The organism is Plantibacter sp. CFBP 8798, from assembly GCF_014841195.1.
Classification (GTDB): domain Bacteria; phylum Actinomycetota; class Actinomycetes; order Actinomycetales; family Microbacteriaceae; genus Plantibacter; species Plantibacter auratus.
Window position 1 is genome coordinate 206,558 of sequence record NZ_JACYTS010000003.1, and the last position, 21,566, is coordinate 228,123.

Below are 21,566 nucleotides of genomic sequence, written 5' to 3' on the forward strand. Positions count from 1 at the left end.
TTCGATGGAGTGAGTGTACGTCGTGTCGGTGACAACGGACGAACCCATTTGCTGTGAACGCTCAACACAAAGAGTCGCTATGCAATCGAAAGTGTCGCTTTCTATGCGGAGCGAGATTGCAGGACGAGATCGCGGCTAGGCGCGTCCCGCGTCCAGCCACTCCTGAACTGTTGCTAGAGGAACGCCGACGGCGACGGCGATGTCTTCCAAGCGGACGCCATTGCGGTGAGCTAGACGGGCGAGCTTGCTCCCACCGTCGGTGCAGCCCGCTGCACCCTCTGACGTCGTCATCTCCCGCCCCTCGAACACCCTGTCGGCCCGCCCCGCCGCCGACGAGGTCTTCACCGGCCTCCTGCTCGCGCTCGGCTCCATCTCGCTCCTCGTTGGCGGGATCGGCGTCGCCAACACAATGATCAGCTCCGTGCTCGAACGCCGACGAGAGACCATACTCCGGCGGGCCATCGGAGCCACCCGACATCACATCCGCCTGCAGTTCCTCGTCGAAGCAGAGCTCCTGTCCGCGATGGGCGGATTCGCAGGCGCGGGCCTCGGAGCTGCCGTCAATGCGGCGATCGCCTCCGGGAAGGGGTGGGCGTCGGTGATCCCGCTCTGGATTCTCGTGGGCGGCGTGCTCGCCACAATGGCTATCGGCGCCTTCGCCGGCCTGTATCCCCCGGTCCGGGCAGCTCGGACGGCGCCATCGGTCGCATCGAGCTCTTAGGGGCCGAGTGCGGGCGGAAGGGTCAAAGCGGAGAGCAATGCCAGCTGCACCGTGAAGGTAGACGGACTGATGGAATCCCATGATCGGGCCGACCGAGAGTCCGCTCATCCCGTGGAGTTCAGCGTGCATCGAGCGAGCCCCGTGCGTCTCGGAGAGATCGCCCGTCTCATCCTCGAGGGGAACATCGCCCGCCGTTGAGACCACTCCCGCGAGAAGGCCCTCATGTGCGCAGCCCAACCGCTTCTTGACCCCAACGGGCTAGTCGTCTGGGTGGAGGCTGGCATCTGCAGGGGTCGTCCGCCAGTAGGTGAAGTGGGCGGTGAGCCCTGCACGAGACGGCGCGCAGCAGAACGGGCCCGCTGTGACTGCGTCGTCCGGGTCGAGGGGTGCGACGCGGACGAGTCGCCATGGTTCGTCGTCGACGCGTGCGCGCACGGTTAGTGCGTTACCCGACCGGCTGCCCGCGGATGGTCACGAGTCGTCCAGCCCAGCTGGGGACTGATGACAGGGACCAGTCCGAGGTGCCCTGAGTCACGACGGCACCGCGGCTCTCTTCGCCGTCACTGAGCTCGAGACCGGCTTGGATCCATGATTTGTCGTCGAGCTTGACCAACATATCTGCTGGTCGAATTGATCGGTGAAGTCGAGGCGGCACTGCACTTCGAGGGCTAATTCGGGTGCCATCTCGGTGAGGAGGGCATGCTCCGAGGCGTGCACGAAAGCGTAGGACGGGTGCCGGGCATCGCTTCCTTCACTGGCAATCTCGGCCACAGATCCCCAGCCCGGCGCGGGCGGGCAATACTGTGTGATAGAAGCCGGAGCGACGCTCTGTGTTGGAAACCCACTGGATCAATGGACGCGCAGCGAGTCTCCGAGGATCCGGTGCCGCGCGTCGCCGGGCTTTGCGACCGGGTCAAAGGTGAGTATTCGGACGTTATTCCAGCGACGTGGTCAAGGGTGGTGTCTGTCCCCCTCGGTACAGTTCTACTTGGGCGAATGGGTCGCCCAAGAACACGCTTGGGGGTACAACATGGCTAAGACTGTTTTCTATTCGTTCCACTACGAACGAGACGTCAATCGCGTGCAACTGGTCAGGAATCTGAACGCCCTCGAGGGGCAGCCGCTACTGAATGCACAAACCTGGGAGACGGTTCGTCGTGGCGGAGCGACGTCCATCGCAAAATGGATCGATGACGAGATGAACTACAAGCGTGCTGTTGTCGTCCTCATCGGGCAGGAGACGGCGTCGCGACCGTGGGTGAAGTACGAGATCGAGAAAGCTTGGGCCGCGAAGAAGCCCTTACTGGGGGTGCGGATCCACGGGCTGTCTTCATTTGGGGTAGCCGACCGGGCTGGTGCCAACCCCTTCGACGTGGCTGATGGGCCCACCGGTGTGCCAATCTTCGACCCCACTGTGAGCGACTGGCGTGGGGTAATCGACACGAAGGCCACGTACGGCGCGCTCGCTCAGAAACTCGAGTGGTGGTCAGGACAGGGTGTTACCCGTGGGTGGTGAAGGCCTGGGCCAAGGTACGGGACAAGCCGAGAGCTACCTGAGAGCAGACAGCCGTAGCTGCGCCGTCCCGCCTCGAGCGGTGAAGGCGGCGTAACGGATGGCCTACTTCACAACGTTCGATCTCCGGCGGAACGCGGGCACGGTCACCTCCAACATTGCAGAAGCCCGTTTGAAGATCGACTCATTGCGGGCGCTCACGGGGTTTGATGTGTTCCTCAGCCACAGCAGTAGAGATGCCCAACTGATCTACGGGCTGCGGGCCCTCCTCATGGCTCAAGGGCTCACCGTCTACGTCGACTGGATAACCGATCCTCAACTCGATCGGTCCCGCGTCTCGTCGTCCACAGCGGCTCTTCTTCGTGAACGCATGCGCGCCTCGAAGTCGCTAATCTATGCGACGTCCAGAGCCGCCAGCAAGTCACGATGGATGCCTTGGGAACTCGGGTACTTCGACGCAGCAAAGGGCGGCGATAGGGTATCCGTCCTTCCGATCGAAGACTTCGGTGTCGGAAGCTTCGACGGTGAAGAGTACCTCGGCTTGTATCGAACGATCGAGAAGTCGTCCTCGCCCTACGGCCCGCGCCCGTACGCGGTGACGCCGGGAAGGCGAGCAGAATCCCTCAAATCCTTCGCCCGTGGCGAGGCGCGATTTGAAAGTGGCGTGAGACTGTGAGTGAAGTGCAGCCGCAGGGAGCCGAGATCGATCGAGCTGACTGGCACAAGCACATGGACTACGTCCAGGCCATCATCGCTCGCCTGGCGAACAACTCGTTCGTCTTGAAGGGGTGGGCACTCACGCTCACCTCGGCGCTGCTTGGGTTCGCGGCGACACGTGGCGATGCCTTGCTAGCGTTCCTTGCGTTGGTGGCAGTGCTAGCGTTCTGGTTCCTCGACGCATATTTCCTTCGGCAGGAGCGCGCCTTCCGCCTGATGTTCGCCGATGTCGCATCAAAGCATGTCACCGGGTTCGCCCTAAGTCCCGTGTCATACGCCAGACAGATCAGATGGTGGCCGACTCTACGCTCCGTGAGTCTCAGTGTCTTCTATGGAGCACTGCTCATACTGAGCTTAGCCCTGGCGATCATCCTGCTCAGCGCAGCCATATCGAGCTTGCCAAGCAGCAAGTTGGCGCCCAGCCCTGGTCCCTCGGCGAGCGCATCTACTTGATTAGCGGAACTCCAGTTCGCGCGCTACCCTAACGTTTCGGACCGTAGCTCCCGCGCAACCGAGTCCAGTTGCGCAGTATCCCAATGCGCATCTTTCGGCCACAAATCGGGCATCCGATCGTCGGCTGTGCGCGGTACGACATGGACATGCAGGTGGAAAACCGACTGTCCGGCTGCAGCCCCGTTCGACTGAATGATATTCAGGCCTGCAGGCTGTAATGCGTCGCGCACAACTCTCGACGTGGCGAGCACATCTGCGCCGAGTGCCCGTGCCTGCTCCTCGTCGAGGTCCCAGAGGTCGCTCACGTGACAACGCGGCACGACGAGGACGTGCCCCAGCACCGCAGGCACGTCAGGAAGGAACGAGACCGAAGTTGGAGTCTCCGCGACTACTCGCGCCGGTGCATTTCCCGCGACAATGGCGCAGAACGGGCAGGTATCGCGGACGATCACGGGGCACCTCGCATCCGTAGGCAGGCAGGGCAGAAACCTAGTGTCTCAGCTTCCTGACGACAAGTTCAGCGTTACTAGGCAAGTGACGCCGTGCTGAAACCGTAGCCCCTCTATGACGACGCGACCGAAGTACGGAACAGGGATCAGCCGCGGAGATACTGTTTCCCGACCACGACGTAAGCATGGATCTGCTACTCGACGGCTACGCCCCCTGGCCCCCGGAGGTGTCGGCCACGGCCGCCGGGGCGCTGTCCGCGTTCCTCGTAGGTGGCCTCCTCTCAATCGCCGCGATTGTGGCTTCGTTCTTCGCTCGCCGACCGACGAGCCCTCTGCCGCCGGAGTCGCCGTCCATTGAGATTCTCAGTCCCGCGGATCCCTGTCCCCCAAGGCAGGCGTCTGCCTCCTCGATGCCGTCTTAAGCAGCCGATAAGGTGTCGCCACCAGATGACCCCATCCCGGCCTCGGATCTGCAAAATTACTCGGACGTGTTCGGAGCGACACTTTGTGCTGGAAACGGCGACACTCTGCGTTGGGAACCCGTCGTTTTGTTGGTTCTCCAACGACAGTTTGCGCGCGCGTTCACATCTGCACGCGTTGGCGGGAGTGCCACACGGGAGCGCTATATGGTCGCCTCGGCTGTGGCCCCTGTGCGCGCCGCACGCTCAAGATCGACCCGCGCCGCGTGCCGTGTGGCATTCACGGTCGCTTCCGTAGCGCCGAGCGCTAGCAGTTCGGCAATCTGCTCACGGAGGTCGAAGACCCTCGGCGGGAGCACCAGGGCGTTCTGAAGCTTCCCGCGAGTGAGACCGACGTAGACGGCCGCACCGTTCACTGCACCCGATGTGTAGCTGACGTCAGCGGTCTCGCCCTGGGCACCATGCGCCGTGGATGCGTAAGCCAGGTGAACGTGCTCAGCGATGTAGCTCGCGGGCACGTTTCGAACACGGCTTGGGTCCGAAACGGATTCGAGCGAGGCGTGCTCACCGGCGATGCTGCGGACTCGCCAGAGCTGACGGTTACTCACGCCCAGGTTCTTCTCGTTGGCTCGACTCTGGACGAGGTCCCCCTCGTAGATGGGTTGCGAGTCCTGCGCGAAGAGCACGGAATGTGGCCGCAGCTCGCCCCGCGAGAGCCGGAGTCGCTGGATCGTGTCATTGATGCGCTGCGCCTCCTCGTTCGTCGCTGTCACCACCGCAACACGTAGCCCTGCCGCGGTGTCTGCGAGATACCGTTCGGCGAGGTAGACCGTCAGATCTTGGCCAGGCTCCAGCTCGATGACGTGCCCGCCGGCGATGAGACGATCTGCAACGGCAAGGCGATCATCTTCGCTCCGTGCATCGCGCAGCGCGACCGTAAGCTGCGCGTACTCGTGGTCGATCGCTCCATCTGGCTTGCGGAAGCGGTGCACGTCCTCGAGATCGACGCATGCTGTCGCGGCTTCGGTCGCCAATAGCATCGCTCCGGAGTGTCCGACTGGGCGCAACTGCATCGGGTCGCCGACGAAGGCCAGGTCGATGCCGGTTTGCTCTGCGGTGATGCAGAGCGCGCGTGCGGCCTCGAGGTCGAGCATGCCGGCTTCGTCGACGATGACGCGGTCGTTGCGTCGGAGTCGGTAGCGGCGAGGGATCGGGTTTGCTGGACGTTCCCACGTCCAGACATCGCGGCCGGCGTCATCTGTCTTCCAGGTCCAGCCGTGGGCTCGGAGCAGCTCATGCACGCTCGCTGCATCTGCGCCCGTCTCGGCACCAGCCACCTGTGCGGCCTTCCGCGTCGGCGCAAGCAGGAGCGGGCGGCGGCCGTTGTGACGGAGTAAGTCGCAGGCGACGCGCAGCATGGTCGTCTTGCCGGTACCTGCTGGGCCGGTCACGGTGACGAGCCGATCGCTGCCCGCGAGCACTGCGGCGGCGGCTCGTTGCCCTTCATCGAGCAAGCTGCCGCTTAGACAGGACGCGCGCTCGGCGCGGGAGACCGCCTCTTCGGTCAGAGACCGTCCGGGGGACGCGAGTTCGACCATGCGGCGCTCTACTTTCCGCTTCAGCGTCGCGGTGTGATTGGAGAGGTAGCCCTTCACTTGCGGAGGTACGTCGCCTGCGCCAAGCAGATCCGTGCAGCCTTCGACGACAGCCCGCTGAAGCACCTGCTCGATCAGTGACTCGAGCTCGGATCGCCCAGCGACAACGCCCGTTGTGGCGAGTGCCCGAAGTACGCCGGCGTGGACGTCGAATCGGCTGAATCGTCCTCCACTCGGGGTCGAGCGTTGGTCAGCATCGGCGACCGCCCGCCTCGCGAGCAGATCGATGTCGAGATCATGAAAGTTGCTCACCACCGGTGCCGCTGGCGCTCGCTTCTCGGCCAGTTTCGGGTCGAGTTCGATGATCTCGTTGCGGATCAGGTTCACCCAGTCAGCCTCATCGATCGCGACAGGTTTCGCCGGGCGCTCGTGCGCGTAGGCCCACTGGTCGAAGGCGGTCAGGTCCTGCGGCGTAGGTTCAACGCCAGGGTGTTCGAGCCGCCACTCGTCGAGTCGGTTGGCTCGGTTCCGCTCGATCTGACGAGACCGCTTCGACAACGGCCGCACGATGTGAGCGAGATGCTCGATCTCGCCGTCGTCGCCGATATTGAAGCCCCTCCTGGCGAGCGCTGCAATCCACTCCGGGTCCGTCCTTGCGGCGAGGTCGCCCTCAGCGTTGATGACGGTCTGGAAGCGGAGTGCTACGCGGGAATCGATGTTGCTCCAACGCCCGTCCTCTCCGAGCACCTTGATGTTGAGCCACAGGTGCCGGTGCTGGTGGGGATCAAGTGCGCGCGACCGCGCGTGACGAAGCTCTACGATCTCGATGCGCGTCAGCGGCATGCGACGGTGGCCGGCTTTCCCACGGCGGGCGTTGAGCTCACGCCGCCAGGCGAGGATGATTCGCTCGCGGAGGCGGTCTTGGAGTGCGTCGTAGGCGGCTGCGATCTCTGGGTCGAGTATCGCCGCGATGGAGAACGACTTCGACGCGTTGATGGTGGCGTCCAGTAGCAGATCTGCTCGTGGTGAAGGGTTCCGGATGCCGCGCATGACCTCGGTGTCGGGATCACGACCGGCGACCCAGGCGGCGAGCTTCTGTCGGTCGAGCTGGTCTGAGGTGATCTGCTCGTTCTCGACGATGAAGCGGGTCACTGTCTCGGGTGCGTAGCCGAGCGCGCGGGCGACGCCAGTGGGGGTGCCGACAGTTGCGTCGCAGGAACCGCCAAGCGCGTAGTCGACGGCCTGCTTCAGCCCTTGCGAAGCGATGCCTCGCTTCCACCTGACCATGCCGCCACGCACGAGCATCTCCTTGCCGCAGGCGGTCGTTCCGCCTCGCTAGCTCTTGCCGCTGGCGGATAGCTGACGCGGACGTGGCCACCCCGGTGCCTGCGTGCATCCCTGACTCGACACCCCTATCCCTGTCGCCTCCGGCCCCGGGTCTGGGGCATGCCCCCCTCGCCCCTCCTTCATTGGCGGCCCCGTCATGGATGCCCGTTGCTGGTCAATATGTGCCAACACTCTGGGCCATGTCGGCCGTTCGAGGGCAAGGCGAGCGGAGCGAGGCGCGGCAGCCCGAATGCGGAACCGAACGTGTGCCCGCGCGCCGCCAGCCTCGACGGCGTTGGGGTGGGGACGGGCCGACGCCGAACAGAGCGCCGAAGTAGCAGGAGGCGTCCGCCTGATCATCCGGCCCTCCACAAGATCAGGAGGTGACGCACCAGCGATCACCTCAACTCGCGCAAGCGACGGAAGGACACCATGGCACTGCCCCTCTCACTGCAACTCGCAGCGACCGCATTGAGTGCGACCGCGCTCGGTACAACCGGTCCAGCGATCCCACTCGACGCGCCAGCACCCGCCGCCGTTGTTACCGCCTCAGGTTCCGCGAGCCCCTCGCAAGCGGAAGTGGGCGACTGCGTCGGCTTCGCACTCGACGTCTCTGGCACCCAGGACGGCATCGCGATCGAACCGATCACCGCGGCGCTCACAGGGCCGTATGACGGCTGGCCATTGGTCGGTTCGATCGCCGACGCAGCGACGGTCGGCTCGTTCTCCGCGACCTGGACAGGCTCCGAGTGGAGCTACGACGGCGACTGCGTCAACGTCTCGGCCGCCGGCGGATACGCCTGGACGCTCGACAACCCGAACGATCCGGAAGGTCTCGACCTGATCGTTCACGATTCGTCCGTCGTCGATGTCGCCGAACCGGCCGTCGTTGACCCGGAGGACGTCGACGAGACCGAGCCACCCGTCGACGACGAGGACGAGAGCGGCGGGACCGCCATCGATGTCGTTGCAGACCGCTCTGGGGGGAGCGTCGGGACCAAGCGTCCACAGCTCGCCGTCACCGGTGCGAACGAAGAACTCCTCATCGCCGGCGCTGTGGGAGGTCTGCTCGCGATCGCGGCGGGCGTGGCCCTCGCCGTGCGGAGCCGACGAAGCCGAGCCCGGGTGGAGGAGGCCGCATGAGCCGGCGCATCCTGAGCGCGGCCGGCGCGTCGATTCTGCTTGCCACCACTCTGAGCTTGCCTGCCCTTTCGGCGAGTGCTTCGGTTCGCGCCGCTGACGACACCTCGGCCACTGCGGACAGCGCCACTCCATCCCCTCGAGCCGCAACCGCATACGGTTGGGGCCAGCTCGTGAACTACGTCACCCCGGACGGCTCGCTCGCGTATTGCATCGACGTCCAAGCCGACTGGCCATCCGGCGCCACCGGCGGCGGGACGCTCGTGGGCGGCATCGGAGCAACAGCCGGAACGCGCGACGTCGGCGGCACGGAACTCGCAATGTTCAACGCCGGCCTCTCTCAGTTCGGGCAGACCACCGACAACGACACCGCCGCAGCAGTCGCCGCGTTCGTCTACGCCTTCACCTCGCAGAACCACCCCGGCTACGACGGCGCCATCCACTACATCGGCCAGAAGGCCGACGGCCACGACGCCGCCGTGATCGCAGCGTTCAACAGCATCTGGGCATGGGTCGGTGAGAACTGGGCTGCCGCAGCTGGCTCGAACACGGCGACCACAACCATCACCATGACCGACAGCACCACCGGATACATTGACGTGACCGTCGACCCCGCAGCCGCGACCGGCACGCTCACTCTCACCGGCGCGCACGAGACCAGCACCGGTGCGACCTCGGTGGTCGTCGGCAATGGATCCCGCATCGACATCACCGGGGATCCCGTCGACGGCGTCGCGGACTACGACATCCGGGCCGACGGTTCCTGGACTACGCCCGGCGGCTACGCGTCCGAGGCGTGGATGTACGAGACGCCCGGCCAGCAGCGCCTCGCCCGCGGCAGCGAGAACCGCTCCCCCATCCCGTTCACCTCCGAAGCCAGCACCACCGCCTCGACCATCTTCCAGCCGATCGTGACGAGCGAGATGCAGCAGACCCTCGTCCCCGTCGGCGGCACCATCATCGACCACGCAACCTGCGACCTCTCCCCCGACAGCACCAGCACCGCCTGGCGGCGCAACCGGGACGGCGAAGGCGTCGAAGTCATCTGGGACGTCGCAATCTACGCCAAGCTCCCCGGCGAGGACGGCCTCCCCGACGTCCCAGAAGGTCGGCCGGCGCTCGGCACGGCCATCGCCACCTGTGACGAGGTCGGCGACGTCATGAAGGCAAGCTTCCCCCGACCTGACGAAGCCGACGGCCCGATCACCGCAGTCTGGTCACTCGACCTCGACAAGCAGTCCGACAGGACGAAGTCCGTCCTGCAGGGATCCTGGCACGACGCGTTCGGGTTGCCCGACGAGACGACGGTCATCCCCCGCGTCACGACGAAGGCTGTGCCGTCGGTGATGGAGGGAGAGCAGTACGGCGACACCGCCCACCATGAAGACGTCGCCCTCTACCCCGATACCGCCGTGCAGACCTTCACCGCCTATCGCATCACCGACGGTCAGCCCGTCTGCGACGCCACGACCGAATACCTGACGGAATCGGCACCGATCATGATCGACGGCCGCACGGATATCCCCGGGCCGACCTTCACCGCCACCCGCGACATGGGCACCGGGGTCAACTGGATCGAGCGCACGTATGCCGATGACACGAAGCAGGTGCTCCTCAGCGAGGGTGTCTGTGGGCAGGAGGGTGAGCAGACGCTCTTCATCGACCGCCCCGGACAGAAGCTCGCGAGCACCGGCTTCGACGGCGCCACGCTCGCCGCCGGCGCTGCCGCCACAACGCTCCTCGGTGCCTCGCCCTTCGTCGTTCGTCGTGTCGTGCGGCGCCGAGCCAGCCGGACCGCCTTGAGCGAGGGGATCGCAGGATGAGCGAGGAACAGACTGGCCCCTCGTCGGACCTGAGCCAGGACCAGAACGAATGGGTGGCGATGTATCGCCACGGGTTACGATTCCGCAAGCCACAGCCGGACTATGACGACGTGCGCGACGACTACGAGGACATTCACGGCGACGGCCCTCGGATGGAGGAGGATATCCAACTGAGGATCGTTGAGACTCAGATGGACCTGCTCCTCCGTTTCACCGGGGCATCGGACTACGACATCCACCGAGACCCTGACTCCTGGCTAGAGACGTACTATGCCTTGGCAGGCAAGTGGCTCGGTCGAGATGCAGGGATCGACGAACAGCTCGAGAGCGTCGACCGAGTCCTTTCGCAGACCGGCGGGCCGCTTTGGCGCCCGGACCTGTACCTCCCGTTAGACGAGGTTCACCAAGCTGCGGTAGAGACCGTGCCTGCGAGCCCACAAACCGCGCCGTCGACCTCCGCTTCTAGCTGGCGAGAGCCTCCCCGTCTTATCGACTGGACTCCGGACGAGGACCCGGCCGCGGGGTACCTTCGGGACCTCCGCGCCAATCGCCAACAGGCACTGGAGTTGGGTCTGCCCGAGCGCTCCGAAGACGTGCAGCCGCAGGATTCGAGGGGACGCCTAACCGAGTTAGCTCGGAAGTTCTCAAGCAGAGTCCTCCGACCGCGCTCAGACGATACCCACCGCGACGCTCACCCGCTGCGCCAGCCCGGGTCTGGCGGGGGTCTGGAGTTCTAGAGCGGCCCGCTCTGCGCGACGGGCAAGATCGACACTCCCCAGGATGTCGACACTAGGTCAACTACTAGCGACTCACGTCAATCGGGCGTCGAGAACCTGCCGGAATTCTCGCCCCGGGCCATGCGTTCAGACGGTTGAAAAACGCATTCCGTCGAGCAGTGTTCGGCTCGATCTGGACAGTTCGCCAGCCCCACATCGGCCTGCTCGAGGCGGGCGCGCAGCTCATCGAGGCGGGCGCGTTTCTCGTCGATCTGGCGCACCCGTTCCGCCAGGAGCGGGCGGAGCTGGTCGCGAACGTCGGTGCAGGAGTCGTCCTCCAGCGACCGGAGATGCCGACCGATGTCAGCGAGTGGCAGGCCGAGTTCTTTGCTCGCTTCGATGAGGTCGAGCCGCCCGAGCACGGCGGCGTCATAGTCGCGGTAGCCGTTGCGGGTGCGGCCGGGGATGATGAGGCCGATGCTCTCGTAGTAGCGCAAGGCGGTCGGTGCGACGCCGGTGCGCTTGCTGACCTCTGAGATGCGCATGCGCCGATCCTACGGCCGGGACCACGGATTGACCTTCCAGCGGCTGGAACGTTTACGGTTGAGCCTCGTGCCCCTCAATGCTCGATCTCAGCTCGTGACGGCGCTCGTGCCGTGGCTGGAACGTCACCAGATCGTCCTCTATCTCGCGGCGATCGCTGCTGGCGGCGTCCTCGGCCTGCTGTTGCCCGGCGCGCACCATCTGGAAGTGGCGATCGAGCCGGTGCTCGCGCTGCTGCTGTTCGCGACGTTCCTCGGGGTCCCGTTCGCCGCGATCGGCCGCGCGCTCCGCGACGTCCGATTCCTCAGCGCGGTCGGGGTCGTGAACTTCGTCATCGTGCCGCTCGTCGCCTACGGGCTGTCGCGGTTCGTCGCGGATCAACCGGCGCTGCTGTTCGGGGTGCTCCTGGTGCTGCTGACGCCATGCATCGACTACGTGATCGTGTTCGCCGGCCTCGCCGGAGGAGCCGCGGAGCGCCTGCTCGCGGCGGCTCCGCTGCTGATGCTCACGCAGATCCTCTTGCTGCCCGTCTACCTGCTGCTGTTCATCGGTCCCAGCGGTGTCGCGGCCGTCGAGCTCGGCCCGTTCGTGCGCGCATTCCTGCTGCTCATCGTGCTGCCACTGACCGCGGCCGCGGCGACCCAGCGGCTCGCCAAGCGGCACCGGATCGGGCGCGGGATCGAACGCACCATGCTGGCGCTCATGGTGCCGCTGATGGTCGCCACGCTGTTCACCGTCGTAGCCTCGCAGGCGGGAGCGGTGAGCACCGCGGCCCTGCAGTTGCTCGTGCTCGTGCCGCTGTATGCGGCGTTCCTCGTCGTCATGGCGTTCGTCGGCACGGGTGCCGGGCGCCTGTTCCGCCTCGACGTGCCGGCAACCCGTGCCCTGGTGTTCAGTGGTGCCACCCGCAACAGCCTCGTCGTCCTCCCACTCGCGCTCGCGCTACCCGCGTCACTCGCGCTCGCGCCCGTGGTAGTCGTCACGCAGACGCTCGTCGAGCTGGTCGGCATGGTCGTGTTCGTGCGGCTCCTTCCACGGCTGGTTCAGGACCGAAAATCGGTCCGCTGATCCGACCGTCACCTGTGAGTAACTCAGGCGCCGAGAGCGCTGATACTTGCGCAATCCGCTGGGGTCACCCGTATGCAGCACAAGCCGCTGGGAGCAGTCACACGACAGCCGAATCAGTGCCCACGGAAAAGGAACCGGCGGCCAGTTACTTCCCGTCCGTTCAGGTATGGGAATCGCCGGTTTGGTTCTGGTTGTCACTGTCGGTCTCCTTCGGAGCCGTCGGCGTCGAACCCGTCGTCGGGTCACACCACGCATGATGGTCGATGCGCGGTGAGCGGACCGACGAGTTACGGCCCGCGCAGAATCTACGTCGCGATACAACCCGTTCCGTCGAGCAACGGCTCCGCGACTTGGAGGTCTAGCGCCCAGTGCAAGCGGTGGCGCCGACCTCCGGGTCGGCGCCATGTTGTGTTTCTCCTGACACGCCTCGTCTGGGAGGGTGGCGCCCAGTGCCAAGGACTACGTCGCTGTGGCACGGATGAGGAAACCGTTGAGGGACTCGTTCTGGTAGTCGACCTCGAACGAGGCTCGGGCGAGGTCGCGAGTCACTGCTCGAGCCGAACCGCCCGATTGCGGGCTGAGGGCCAGCACTAGCGAGGCAGGAGCGCCGTCGATGACGCGTCGGATCTGTTGGAGCGCAGCAGGTCGATCCGCCCAACAGTGGACGTTGTCTATGGCCAGGACAGCATTGAAACGTCCCGTGGCGAAGGGCATCTGGTTCGCCTCACCGACAACGAGTTCGAGACGCCCGCTGCGAACAGCGTCATCATTCCTGGATCGCGCGCGACGGTGCATCAGCAGCGAAGGATCGAGACCGGTGACCTGTCCTCTGGGCACGAGAGCGAGCAGCGCCTCCAAACCCATTCCTGGCCCGAATCCGATCTCCAGCACGTGCGCCGCATCGTGAACATCCAGTGCCGCCGTCGCGAGCTCGCGCAGCGCGGATCCGGTCTTCTCCATAAGATCAGCGCCCCGCTCTCCATCCGCGCCCCTCGGGACGACGAATGTATCGAAGATGTTCATTCCCATCCCTGAGGTCGCTCTAACTCGCCTACTTGGCTCAGCCCATTAGCGCACACGACAGGCCCGTTACGTCAAGTGCACTGTCGGCCCCAAATGTGTCCGCCACAACCGAGTTCCGACCTACCGCCTTCGGAAGCGTTCCCGAGCACCCCTTGCGTGACGAGGCAGAAACGTTCGTTTGCGGCGCGCACTCGCCGCAGGGCTGAGAGGTCTCACGTTTACAGCGACCGGCCCCACCTCTGCATCATCACCCTGGATATGCAACGGTTTGCAGGATTCAGTCCTCTCCGGATCAGGCTGTCATGGTTGCCTTTCGCTATCGGCATCGTCGTGGGCGCAGGCATAGCGCCGAAGCTACTGCTGAGGAGCGGCCCCGCTACGTCGCCGCCCTCGATGCAGTCTTGCGCGATCGGCGTTTTCTGGTTCTCGACGATTGCCGTCGCAGGCGGCTCCTGGACGCTGAAGGCTTCCGCGATACTTCTCGTAGCGCTCGGCGTCGGGCTGGGAACGACCTCGCTCATGCAGGCTGCCGTCTGCGGAGTCGCACCTGATCGAGCTGGCATGGCGTCAGCGCTACTGAACACCGCCCAATAGATCGGTATGGCCTTCGGCCTCGCAATCCTCGCCGGCGTCGCCGACAGCATCACGTCGGTTAGCGGTGGCACAGGCGCACATGTGCTCGTAGACGGGAACAGGACCGCCCTAATCGTCGGCGCAGGCATTCTACTCGGAGCCGCGGTCCTAGCTTTGTTCACCCCCCAACAACGTGGGTGTCGGGGGTGCGCTGAACTTGCAGTTCATTGCACCGGTGCGGTCCCTCGAGCATCTCGCATACATCGAGAGTGGCCTATGGCTGTCGAGCAAGTGCAGCAATGGGCTTACAGCGGGAGTCGTGCGCGGCGGCAAGCGCAGGTGGGGGCAGTTGAACGATCGGCGTCATCTCTCTTGAGCGTCATGGCCCGCCACCACGCGTTCAATCGGCTGGGTTCTGGTGGAGGCGCACGGGGTTCACTGGTGCTGGAGTACCTCCGCGACGTGGGCGTTGAGAATCCGGGGCAAGTCGGAGGCGCTATCGAACCCGATTTCAAGTATCGACTGGTACTGCAGACCGTCCCACAGTGCGATCAGCCGTGTCGCTTCGAACCGTGCATCCAGGTTCAGACTCTGGTCCGAGGCCGCGCGAGCAAAGAGGTTCTCGAAGTAAGCGATCGTCCGGACGAATCGTTCCCGGAAGTACCCATGGACGGGATGTTCGAGCGACACGGCCTCGGTGGACAAGACGGCATAGAGACCGATCAGCCCGCTTTCCGCTCCTGCGTCTCGTGCGGCCTCCACCCCGACGGCGAGTAGTTCCTCCGTCGGATCGAGTACCGCACCTGCTCGCCTCGTGACCATGTCGTTGTCGCGTTGTCGCATGACTTCGGCGAACAGGTCGGTCTTGCTGGGGAAGTGGTGTCGCAAGGTGGAGGGCGCGACGTTCACCCGCTCGGAGATCTCTCTCATGGTGGTGGCCCCGAATCCGTTTTCGGCGAACACTGTCGTGGCATCGGCCACGATCCGCGCCCGGCGCCTATGCCCCGGCTCGTATCCGCTGCGTTCAGTCAAGACGGTGTCGATCGCCAGGGGCCGCGGGCGAAGGGCGGGTACAGAACCGCCCCCATCCCCGCTCGCTGTGTCACGTGCAAACAGCCCGGGAGGATTCAGCTCCGGGAGATACCGGCTGATGACGAGCAGCCCCTCCCACACCGCCACCCGAGTGCGCACCCCGTCAGATATGGGCTTGGACTCATCCGTCAGCAGTCGTCGGTGATGGGAATGCGAGGCGGCCTGATCGCTACCCCCGGTCATGGCACGCGAGAGGAGGATCGCTGACAGAGCGGCGTATCCGTCCACGCTGCGTGATAGCCGGGCCGCCACCTCAACCGTGAGAGGGCTGGAGCCCATGACTTGACCGGTCTCGTCATCGAATTCCTGCGCGACGGCGTCGAGCAGCGCCTCTTTCGACGCGAAGTGCTTCAGGAGACCGGGACGCGAGATTCCGACCCGGTCTGCGATGTCCTGAACCGTCACTGCCAGCAGATCGTCCTCCGCGAAGGCGCGGCGTGATTCGCGCACGATGCTCTGTCGTGTTCGCCAAGCAGCATCGGCTCGGGACACCTGCGTACTACTCACATGCACCAGTTTGTCATGAGGTCGAAACCCAAAAGTTACACTCGGGGCTACTTTGAGTTACATAAGCAACGAGATTCAGTTACATTGAGAGCCATAACTTCCATCTGGCCATCCTGAGGAGCCCGTCGTGACAGAGAAGTCCACTCCATCCCCTACCCGATCCACACCCGTCGGCCCGACATCCGCCGCCTACTTACCCACGCTGGGTCTGGCGAACTTCGGCATCTACCTGGCTGTCCTTACGCCGGTGTTCGTCTCGCTGGCGTTCAAGCTGGAGCACATCACGTCGAGTCGCGAGGAGTCTCTCGGCGCGCTCAGTCTGGTGATGGGCGTCGGGAGCCTGTTCGCGATCATCTTCAACCCGCTGGTTGGGCGGCTCTCAGATCGCACCATGTCCCGGTTCGGGATGCGCCGCCCATGGTTGATCGGTGGAACCGCAATCGGGTTCGGTGCTCTCGTTGTAATCGGCCTCGCGCCCAACGTGTGGGTGGTGCTTGCCGGCTGGTGCCTTGTTCAGGCGTCCCTCAACGGTGCGCTTTCCGCGCTCAATGCCACCATCGCTGACAAGGTCCCTGTCTGGCGGCGCGGGCTTGCATCCGGGATCATCGGCATCACGACATCGCTCGGGATTCTCGGTGGAACGTTCGCGGTCAACTTCCTCGATTCCGATCTCACTCGCTTCGCCGTGCCCGGCGCGGTCGGACTGCTCTTCACGATCCTCTTCGCCCTACTGCTGCAGGACAGCGTGCGTCTGGTTCGTCCCGCCGAGCGGTACGGCTTCAAGGAATTCATCGGCTCCTTCGCGTTCAACCCACGCAAGAACCCAGACTTCGGCTGGACATGGCTTACCACCTTCCTCGTGATGTTCGGATACGCCGGCGTCGCGACATTCCTACCGCTCTACCTGACCGACAAGTTCGGCCAGACCGAGAACGAAGCGATCACGGTCATCCTCATCGCCAACCTCGCCGCAGTCGGAGCGCAGGCGATCTCTGGTCCGCTCGCGGGCTACCTGTCGGACCGGTTGAACCGCCGGAAACCGTTCGTCCTCGCCGCCGGCCTCATCATGGTCGGGGGGCTCGTGGTTCTCGCCTTCGCACCCGATGTGAGCATCGTCATCCTCGGGCAGGGCCTGATCGGATTCGGCATCGGCTCGTTCCTGTCAGTCTCCCTCGCGTTGGCCACCCAGGTGCTGCCCGATGTCGAGGACACGGCAAAGGATCTCGGCGTGATCAACATCGCCAACGCACTGCCGCAGTCCATTGCGCCGGCCATTGCCCCGGCGGTCATCGCACTGGGCGCCTCCACCGCGATCGGCGGGTACTCGCTGTTCTACCTGGTGGGTGCCGCAGCGGCACTCGCTGGCGCACTCGTCGTCTACCGCGTGAAAGGAACCAAGTGATGCAGGAACCCACCAGCCAAGAGGGGACCGAAGTCGACAAGAGCTACTTCGACACCGGCCGGAGCGTCTCGGAGCGCGTCGAGATCCTCCTGAGACAGATGACGCTCGAGGAGAAGGCTGGACTGTTCTTCCACACGATGATCACGATGGGTCCTGACGGGGAGCTCTCGACGGGCGACAGGGAGTTCGATCTCCCTTCCAACAGCGAGTACGTGGTCGGCCGCCACATGAACCACTTCAACCTCCTCACCGGCGGCACCCCGGAGGCGATGGCGACCTGGAACAACAACATCCAACGATTGGCAGCGGAAACCCGGCTTGGAATCCCGGTGACCATCTCCACCGATCCGCGGAACTCCTACAGCGACAACCCCCTGGCCGGCCTTCTCGCCGGATCGTTCTCGGTCTGGCCGGAGGCGCTCGGTCTGGCCGCGACGCAGGACGAGGACCTCGTCGAGCAATTCGCAGACACCGCCCGCCAGGAGTACACGGCCGTCGGTATCCGCGTGGCCTTGCATCCGCAGGTCGACCTTGCGACGGAACCGAGGTGGGCACGGCAACTGGACACGTTCGGTGAAGATGCCGAGCTGACCAGCAGGCTCGTGACCGCATACATCCGCGGCTTCCAGGGAGCGGAGCTTGGGCCCGCCTCCGTTGCCACGATGACCAAGCACTTCCCCGGCGGCGGGCCACAGAAGGACGGTGAGGATCCCCACTTCGCTTACGGCCGTGAGCAGGTCTACCCCGGGGGCATGTTCGACCACCATCTCAAGCCGTTCATCGCTGCAATCGCAGCGGGAACCACCCAGATGATGCCTTACTACGGCATGCCTGTGGGAACCGAGTACGAGGAAGTCGGCTTCGGCTTCAACAAATCGGTCATCACAACACTCCTACGCGAGAAGCTCGGGTTCGATGGCATCGTCTGCACCGACTGGGGGCTGCTCACCGATGCCGTCGTCGACGGCGAGCCGTTCCCTGCTCGGGCGTGGGGTGTCGAACACCTGACACCACGAGAACGGATGCGGAGGGCCATCGATGCCGGCGTCGACCAGCTTGGCGGCGAAGCCACTCCCGACATGCTCGTCGAGCTGGTCGAAGTCGGAGAGATCAGCGAGGCCCGACTCGACGAATCTGCCCGCCGGTTGCTCCGCGAGAAGTTCACCCTCGGACTATTCGACAACCCCTACGTGGACGAGACTCGCGCAGCCCACATCGTCGGAGCACCCGAGTTCCGGGAAGCAGGCCTCCGGGCACAACGCGCATCGTTGACACTGCTCACCAACCGCGAGTCGGCCGGCGACGGGATCCTTCCCCTGGCACCCGGACTCCGGCTGTACGTGGAAGGCATCAATGCGGCTGTAGCGTCCCAATACGGGACCGTTGTCGATGAACCCTCCGCAGCAGACGTCGCCATCCTGCGCATCCACGCCCCGTTCGAAAAGCGCTCGACATCGTTCGAAAACTACTTCCATGCCGGATCCCTCGAATTCCCCGCGGACCTGATCGATCACATCGATCGGGTTGCCGGCGAAGTGCCCACCATCGTCGACGTCTTCCTCGACCGGCCCGCGATGCTCGGTCCGATCGTCGAGTCGGCAGCTGCCGTCATCGCGAACTTCGGCGCCGATTCCTCCGCGCTCCTCGACGTCCTCACCGGCCTCGACGCCCCCAGGGGACGACTTCCCTTCGACATCCCTTCCAGCATGGAGGCGGTCGTGGCATCCCGTTCCGACGTGCCCTTCGACACCGCTGACCCGCTCTTCGCGTTCGGTCACGGACTCACCTTCCCTGCCCGCCGTCGCACCACCCCCTGACCCTTCGTACCCACGAACCTGTCACCGAGACCGACCAAGGAGACCACAATGCTCACGCTCGAATCCGCCACTCGTCGCTTCAGCGAGAAGTTCGCCACATCTGCCCAGCTCACCACGGAGGGACGGGCGGTGATCCCCGGCGGCTACAGCCGCACGTCCTTCAACTTCGGCCCCCACGCCGTCTTCGTCGAGGGCGGCGACGGTGCGTACATCGACACGGTCGACGGACACCGGCTCTTGGACCTGAACAACAACTTCACGGTCAACATCCTCGGTCACGGCAACCAGACGATCAGCGAGGCGCTCATCGCGGCCATTCCTTCGGGCACGTCGTTCGGCAACCCGGTCGCGGAGGAGGCGGCACTGGCCCGGATTCTCATCGACCGCGTCGCCTCGATCGACATGGTGCAGTTCTCGTGTTCGGCATCAGAGTCCGTGATGAGTGCGATTCGCGTTGCACGCGCGTTCACGGGAAGAACCCTGATCGCGAAGTTCGAGGGCGGCTACCACGGCTTCACCGACCCGGTCAGCGTATCCGCCCACCCGCACGGTGGCGAGGAATACGGGTCAGACAGCAACCCCCGTCCGGTCGCCGACAGTGAGGGCATCCCTGACGCGGTCGTCGAGCACGTGGTCATGCTCACGCAGAACGACGAAGCAGGTACCGAACGCATCCTCCGCGAGCACGCCGACGACCTCGCCTGTGTGATCGTCGAACTCGAAAGCGGCGCGGGCGGCCACGTCGTGCTGCGAAAGGGGTTCGTCCAGATGCTGCGTCGGGTCACCGCTGAACTCGGCATCCTGCTCGTCATCGACGAGACGATGACCCTGCGGGCCTCGTTCCACGGCATGCAAAACACATACGGCATCGATGCGGACATCACCGTGATGGGAAAGATCATCGGGGGCGGGCTACCGCTCGGCGCGATCGGCGGCCGCGCAGACGTCATGGGCGTGCTCGCCGACGGCCGTGTGCCGATCTCCGGGACCCACCACGGGCACCGGCTCGCCCTGATCGCCGGCATCGCGTGTATGACCGCACTCGACGAAGCGGCGTACGACCGGCTCAACACGATGGCCGGGCGCATCCTGTCCGAGGTCGGTGAGTGGACCGCGGCGCGGCGGAGTCCGTTCACGATCTTTGGGAGCGGCTACTCATCACTCGCCTACGCGTACTGCCTCGAGGCGGGAATGACCGTGGAGACCCAACGGGATCACTGGCGCAACGTCGACGCCGAGAAGACACAGACCTTCTCGCTCGAACTCGCGAATCGGGGCTTCTTCCCCGTCGCTCGCGGTGAGTTCTCGCTGTCGCTGGCGATGACCGACGACGACATCACGTCGTACATCGAGACGGTGAAGGACATCATCGCCGACCTCGAGGCCTAAACGCGGTCCATGGTTTCAGGCTCGGCGCGGCTAACCACTCCGACCCCCGTTCCGATCGAAAGAGAACCAGCATGAGCCGCCACGCGGTGATCAATCCTGCCATCGGCGAGCGCCTGGTCCAGGGCAATAGCTCGCTCACAGGAGCCCGTCGGACCAACGTGCGGCTTGTCTTCTCGCGAAACGAGCTAGTCTTCTACAAGACGTAGAACCGTGTATCCGCGCTAGTAAAGGAGCCCCATGCGACCCCCTGCCCGACGAATCATCTCCTCGACAGGGGCGGCCTCGGTCTTTCTCCTGGTTGCCACCGCTTGCGCCGGGAGCGGCGCACCGGGTTCGACTGCGCCCACAAGCGCCACTGCCGCGACCGGGTATCCGGTGTCGTTGGAGAACTGCGGCCGGACCATCACCGTCGACTCTGCGCCGGACCGTGTGGTGAGCCTGTGGCAGTCCAATACCGAAGCACTCCTTGCACTCGGACTCCGGGACAAGATCGTCGCGGTCCAGGCGGACTACGCCCCCTACCCGGACTCGGTCGCGAAGGCGGCGGATGGGTTGCAGACCATCGGGAGCATGATGGGGTTCCCGTCGAAAGAGGTTCTGTTGAGCGAGAAGCCGGACTTCGTCACCGGGCAGGTGCTGGAAGGGTTCGCGTTCGACGCCTCACAGGGCTACGCGTCGGTCGAGCAGCTCGAGCAGGCCGGGGCGACCGTCTACGGCGCCAACCTCTGTGGGGCGACCGATTCACAGAGCACGAAGATCTGGAACATCGACTCCGTGTCCAAGACGCTCCGCGACTACGGCACGATCTTCAACGTCTCGGCGAAGGCCGATGAAGTTATCGCTCGGCTCGATGCCGAAAAGGAGGAGGTCGTCAAGGCCGTCCAGGGCAAGCCGACGGTGAAGACCGCGTACTTCAACGGCGGATCCGGCCCCGTGATCGTCCTGGCGGGCGGTATCTACGATGACCTGATCAGCACCGCCGGCGGCAAGAACGTCTTCTCCTCTGACTCCGTCTACGTCAGTAAAGAGGAGTTCGCCGCCTCGGACGCCGACGTCATCCTCGTCGGCACGTTCCCGGGCCAGGACTTCGCGACGCAGAAGGCGTTCCTCGAGGAGAACTTCCCCGACCTCCCCGCGGTGAAGAACGGTCGAATCAGTGAGGTGCCGACGCAGGAGACCGACTCGTCGATCTCGGTCATGGTGGGTCTGACGAAGATCGCCAACGCCCTCCACCCCGATCTGGATCTTCCGGTTCCCTCCTCGTGACAGCAGCTCCCGCA

Annotated in this window: 18 protein-coding genes and 1 pseudogene; 12 read left to right on the plus strand and 7 right to left on the minus strand. The window is 64.8% G+C overall.

What is annotated here, in order from left to right; all coding sequences use genetic code 11:
• Window positions 1-244: 244 nt before the first annotated feature.
• The gene (locus tag IFU30_RS13665) at window positions 245-721 is read left to right on the plus strand and encodes an ABC transporter permease (RefSeq protein ID WP_137243624.1); all 477 of its coding nucleotides are present in this window, start codon (window positions 245-247) and stop codon (window positions 719-721) included.
• A 258-nt stretch (window positions 722-979) separates the two neighbouring features.
• Here IFU30_RS13665 and IFU30_RS20715 read toward each other — a convergent pair.
• Together IFU30_RS20715 and IFU30_RS20720 are read right to left on the minus strand one after the other, a co-directional pair.
• Window positions 980-1,168, minus strand: a pseudogene (locus IFU30_RS20715) (DUF1349 domain-containing protein); the annotation flags it as partial.
• Window positions 1,167-1,337 (minus strand): DUF1349 domain-containing protein, encoded by a 171-nt coding sequence (locus tag IFU30_RS20720; protein ID WP_274598635.1) that lies wholly within the window; start codon window positions 1,335-1,337, stop codon window positions 1,167-1,169. The gene IFU30_RS20720 and the pseudogene IFU30_RS20715, both read right to left, overlap by 2 nt.
• A 414-nt stretch (window positions 1,338-1,751) precedes the next feature.
• Here IFU30_RS20720 and IFU30_RS13675 point away from each other — a divergent pair, with 414 nt between their 5' ends.
• The 3 genes from IFU30_RS13675 to IFU30_RS13685 all read left to right on the plus strand — a co-directional run bounded on the left by IFU30_RS13675 (window position 1,752) and on the right by IFU30_RS13685 (window position 3,404).
• Window positions 1,752-2,237, plus strand: a complete 486-nt coding sequence (locus IFU30_RS13675; protein ID WP_137243625.1) for a TIR domain-containing protein — start codon at window positions 1,752-1,754, stop codon at window positions 2,235-2,237.
• A gap of 97 nt (window positions 2,238-2,334) precedes the next feature.
• A complete protein-coding gene (locus tag IFU30_RS13680; RefSeq protein WP_137243626.1) occupies window positions 2,335-2,910 on the plus strand; it encodes a toll/interleukin-1 receptor domain-containing protein in 576 nt (191 codons plus the stop codon).
• On the plus strand, window positions 2,907-3,404 hold the full coding sequence (locus IFU30_RS13685) for a hypothetical protein (protein ID WP_137243627.1): 498 nt from the start codon (window positions 2,907-2,909) through the stop codon (window positions 3,402-3,404). The genes IFU30_RS13680 and IFU30_RS13685 overlap by 4 nt, the downstream gene beginning before the upstream one ends.
• Window positions 3,405-3,427: 23 nt before the next feature.
• Here the strand turns inward: IFU30_RS13685 and IFU30_RS13690 are convergent, their stop codons facing one another.
• Both IFU30_RS13690 and IFU30_RS13695 read right to left on the minus strand, forming a co-directional pair.
• A complete protein-coding gene (locus IFU30_RS13690; protein WP_161578636.1) occupies window positions 3,428-3,856 on the minus strand; it encodes an HIT family protein in 429 nt (142 codons plus the stop codon).
• A gap of 619 nt (window positions 3,857-4,475) precedes the next feature.
• The gene (locus tag IFU30_RS13695; protein WP_161578637.1) at window positions 4,476-7,166 is read right to left on the minus strand and encodes an AAA family ATPase; all 2,691 of its coding nucleotides are present in this window, start codon (window positions 7,164-7,166) and stop codon (window positions 4,476-4,478) included.
• A 459-nt stretch (window positions 7,167-7,625) separates the two neighbouring features.
• Here IFU30_RS13695 and IFU30_RS13700 point away from each other — a divergent pair, with 459 nt between their 5' ends.
• From IFU30_RS13700 to IFU30_RS13710, 3 genes are all read left to right on the plus strand, one after another.
• On the plus strand, window positions 7,626-8,336 hold the full coding sequence (locus tag IFU30_RS13700) for a hypothetical protein (RefSeq protein WP_137243631.1): 711 nt from the start codon (window positions 7,626-7,628) through the stop codon (window positions 8,334-8,336).
• A gap of 170 nt (window positions 8,337-8,506) precedes the next feature.
• A complete protein-coding gene (locus tag IFU30_RS13705; protein ID WP_137243632.1) occupies window positions 8,507-10,156 on the plus strand; it encodes a hypothetical protein in 1,650 nt (549 codons plus the stop codon).
• Entirely contained in the window at window positions 10,153-10,893 is a 741-nt protein-coding gene (locus tag IFU30_RS13710; protein ID WP_124769838.1) for a hypothetical protein, read from the plus strand. Before IFU30_RS13705 ends, IFU30_RS13710 begins: the two co-directional genes overlap by 4 nt.
• 77 nt (window positions 10,894-10,970) lie before the next feature.
• On the opposite strand, the gene IFU30_RS13715 is transcribed toward IFU30_RS13710, so the two are convergent.
• A complete protein-coding gene (locus IFU30_RS13715) occupies window positions 10,971-11,417 on the minus strand; it encodes a MerR family transcriptional regulator (RefSeq protein WP_124769839.1) in 447 nt (148 codons plus the stop codon).
• A gap of 67 nt (window positions 11,418-11,484) precedes the next feature.
• On the opposite strand from IFU30_RS13715, the gene IFU30_RS13720 reads away from it, so the two are divergent.
• The gene (locus IFU30_RS13720) at window positions 11,485-12,483 is read left to right on the plus strand and encodes an arsenic resistance protein (RefSeq protein WP_240044056.1); all 999 of its coding nucleotides are present in this window, start codon (window positions 11,485-11,487) and stop codon (window positions 12,481-12,483) included.
• A 459-nt stretch (window positions 12,484-12,942) separates the two neighbouring features.
• Here the strand turns inward: IFU30_RS13720 and IFU30_RS13725 are convergent, their stop codons facing one another.
• Together IFU30_RS13725 and IFU30_RS20470 are read right to left on the minus strand one after the other, a co-directional pair.
• A complete protein-coding gene (locus IFU30_RS13725; protein WP_192005576.1) occupies window positions 12,943-13,506 on the minus strand; it encodes a class I SAM-dependent methyltransferase in 564 nt (187 codons plus the stop codon).
• Between the two features lie 1,008 nt (window positions 13,507-14,514).
• Complete coding sequence (locus tag IFU30_RS20470; protein ID WP_240044057.1) at window positions 14,515-15,621, minus strand: TetR/AcrR family transcriptional regulator; 1,107 nt, start codon at window positions 15,619-15,621, stop codon at window positions 14,515-14,517.
• Window positions 15,622-15,805: 184 nt separating this feature from the next.
• On the opposite strand from IFU30_RS20470, the gene IFU30_RS13735 reads away from it, so the two are divergent.
• The 4 genes from IFU30_RS13735 (at window position 15,806) to IFU30_RS13750 (ending at window position 21,552) form a co-directional block, all read left to right on the plus strand.
• Window positions 15,806-17,080: an MFS transporter gene (locus tag IFU30_RS13735; protein WP_124769843.1), complete on the plus strand. Its 1,275-nt coding sequence runs from the start codon at window positions 15,806-15,808 to the stop codon at window positions 17,078-17,080.
• Window positions 17,080-18,897 (plus strand): glycoside hydrolase family 3 protein, encoded by a 1,818-nt coding sequence (locus tag IFU30_RS13740; RefSeq protein WP_137243633.1) that lies wholly within the window; start codon window positions 17,080-17,082, stop codon window positions 18,895-18,897. Before IFU30_RS13735 ends, IFU30_RS13740 begins: the two co-directional genes overlap by 1 nt.
• Before the next feature lie 48 nt (window positions 18,898-18,945).
• Complete coding sequence (locus tag IFU30_RS13745) at window positions 18,946-20,286, plus strand: aspartate aminotransferase family protein (protein WP_137243634.1); 1,341 nt, start codon at window positions 18,946-18,948, stop codon at window positions 20,284-20,286.
• Between the two features lie 432 nt (window positions 20,287-20,718).
• Window positions 20,719-21,552 carry an ABC transporter substrate-binding protein gene (locus IFU30_RS13750; protein ID WP_161578639.1) on the plus strand — a complete coding sequence of 278 codons (834 nt, stop codon included), beginning with the start codon at window positions 20,719-20,721 and terminating at the stop codon, window positions 21,550-21,552.
• The last annotated feature ends 14 nt before the right edge of the window (window positions 21,553-21,566 follow it).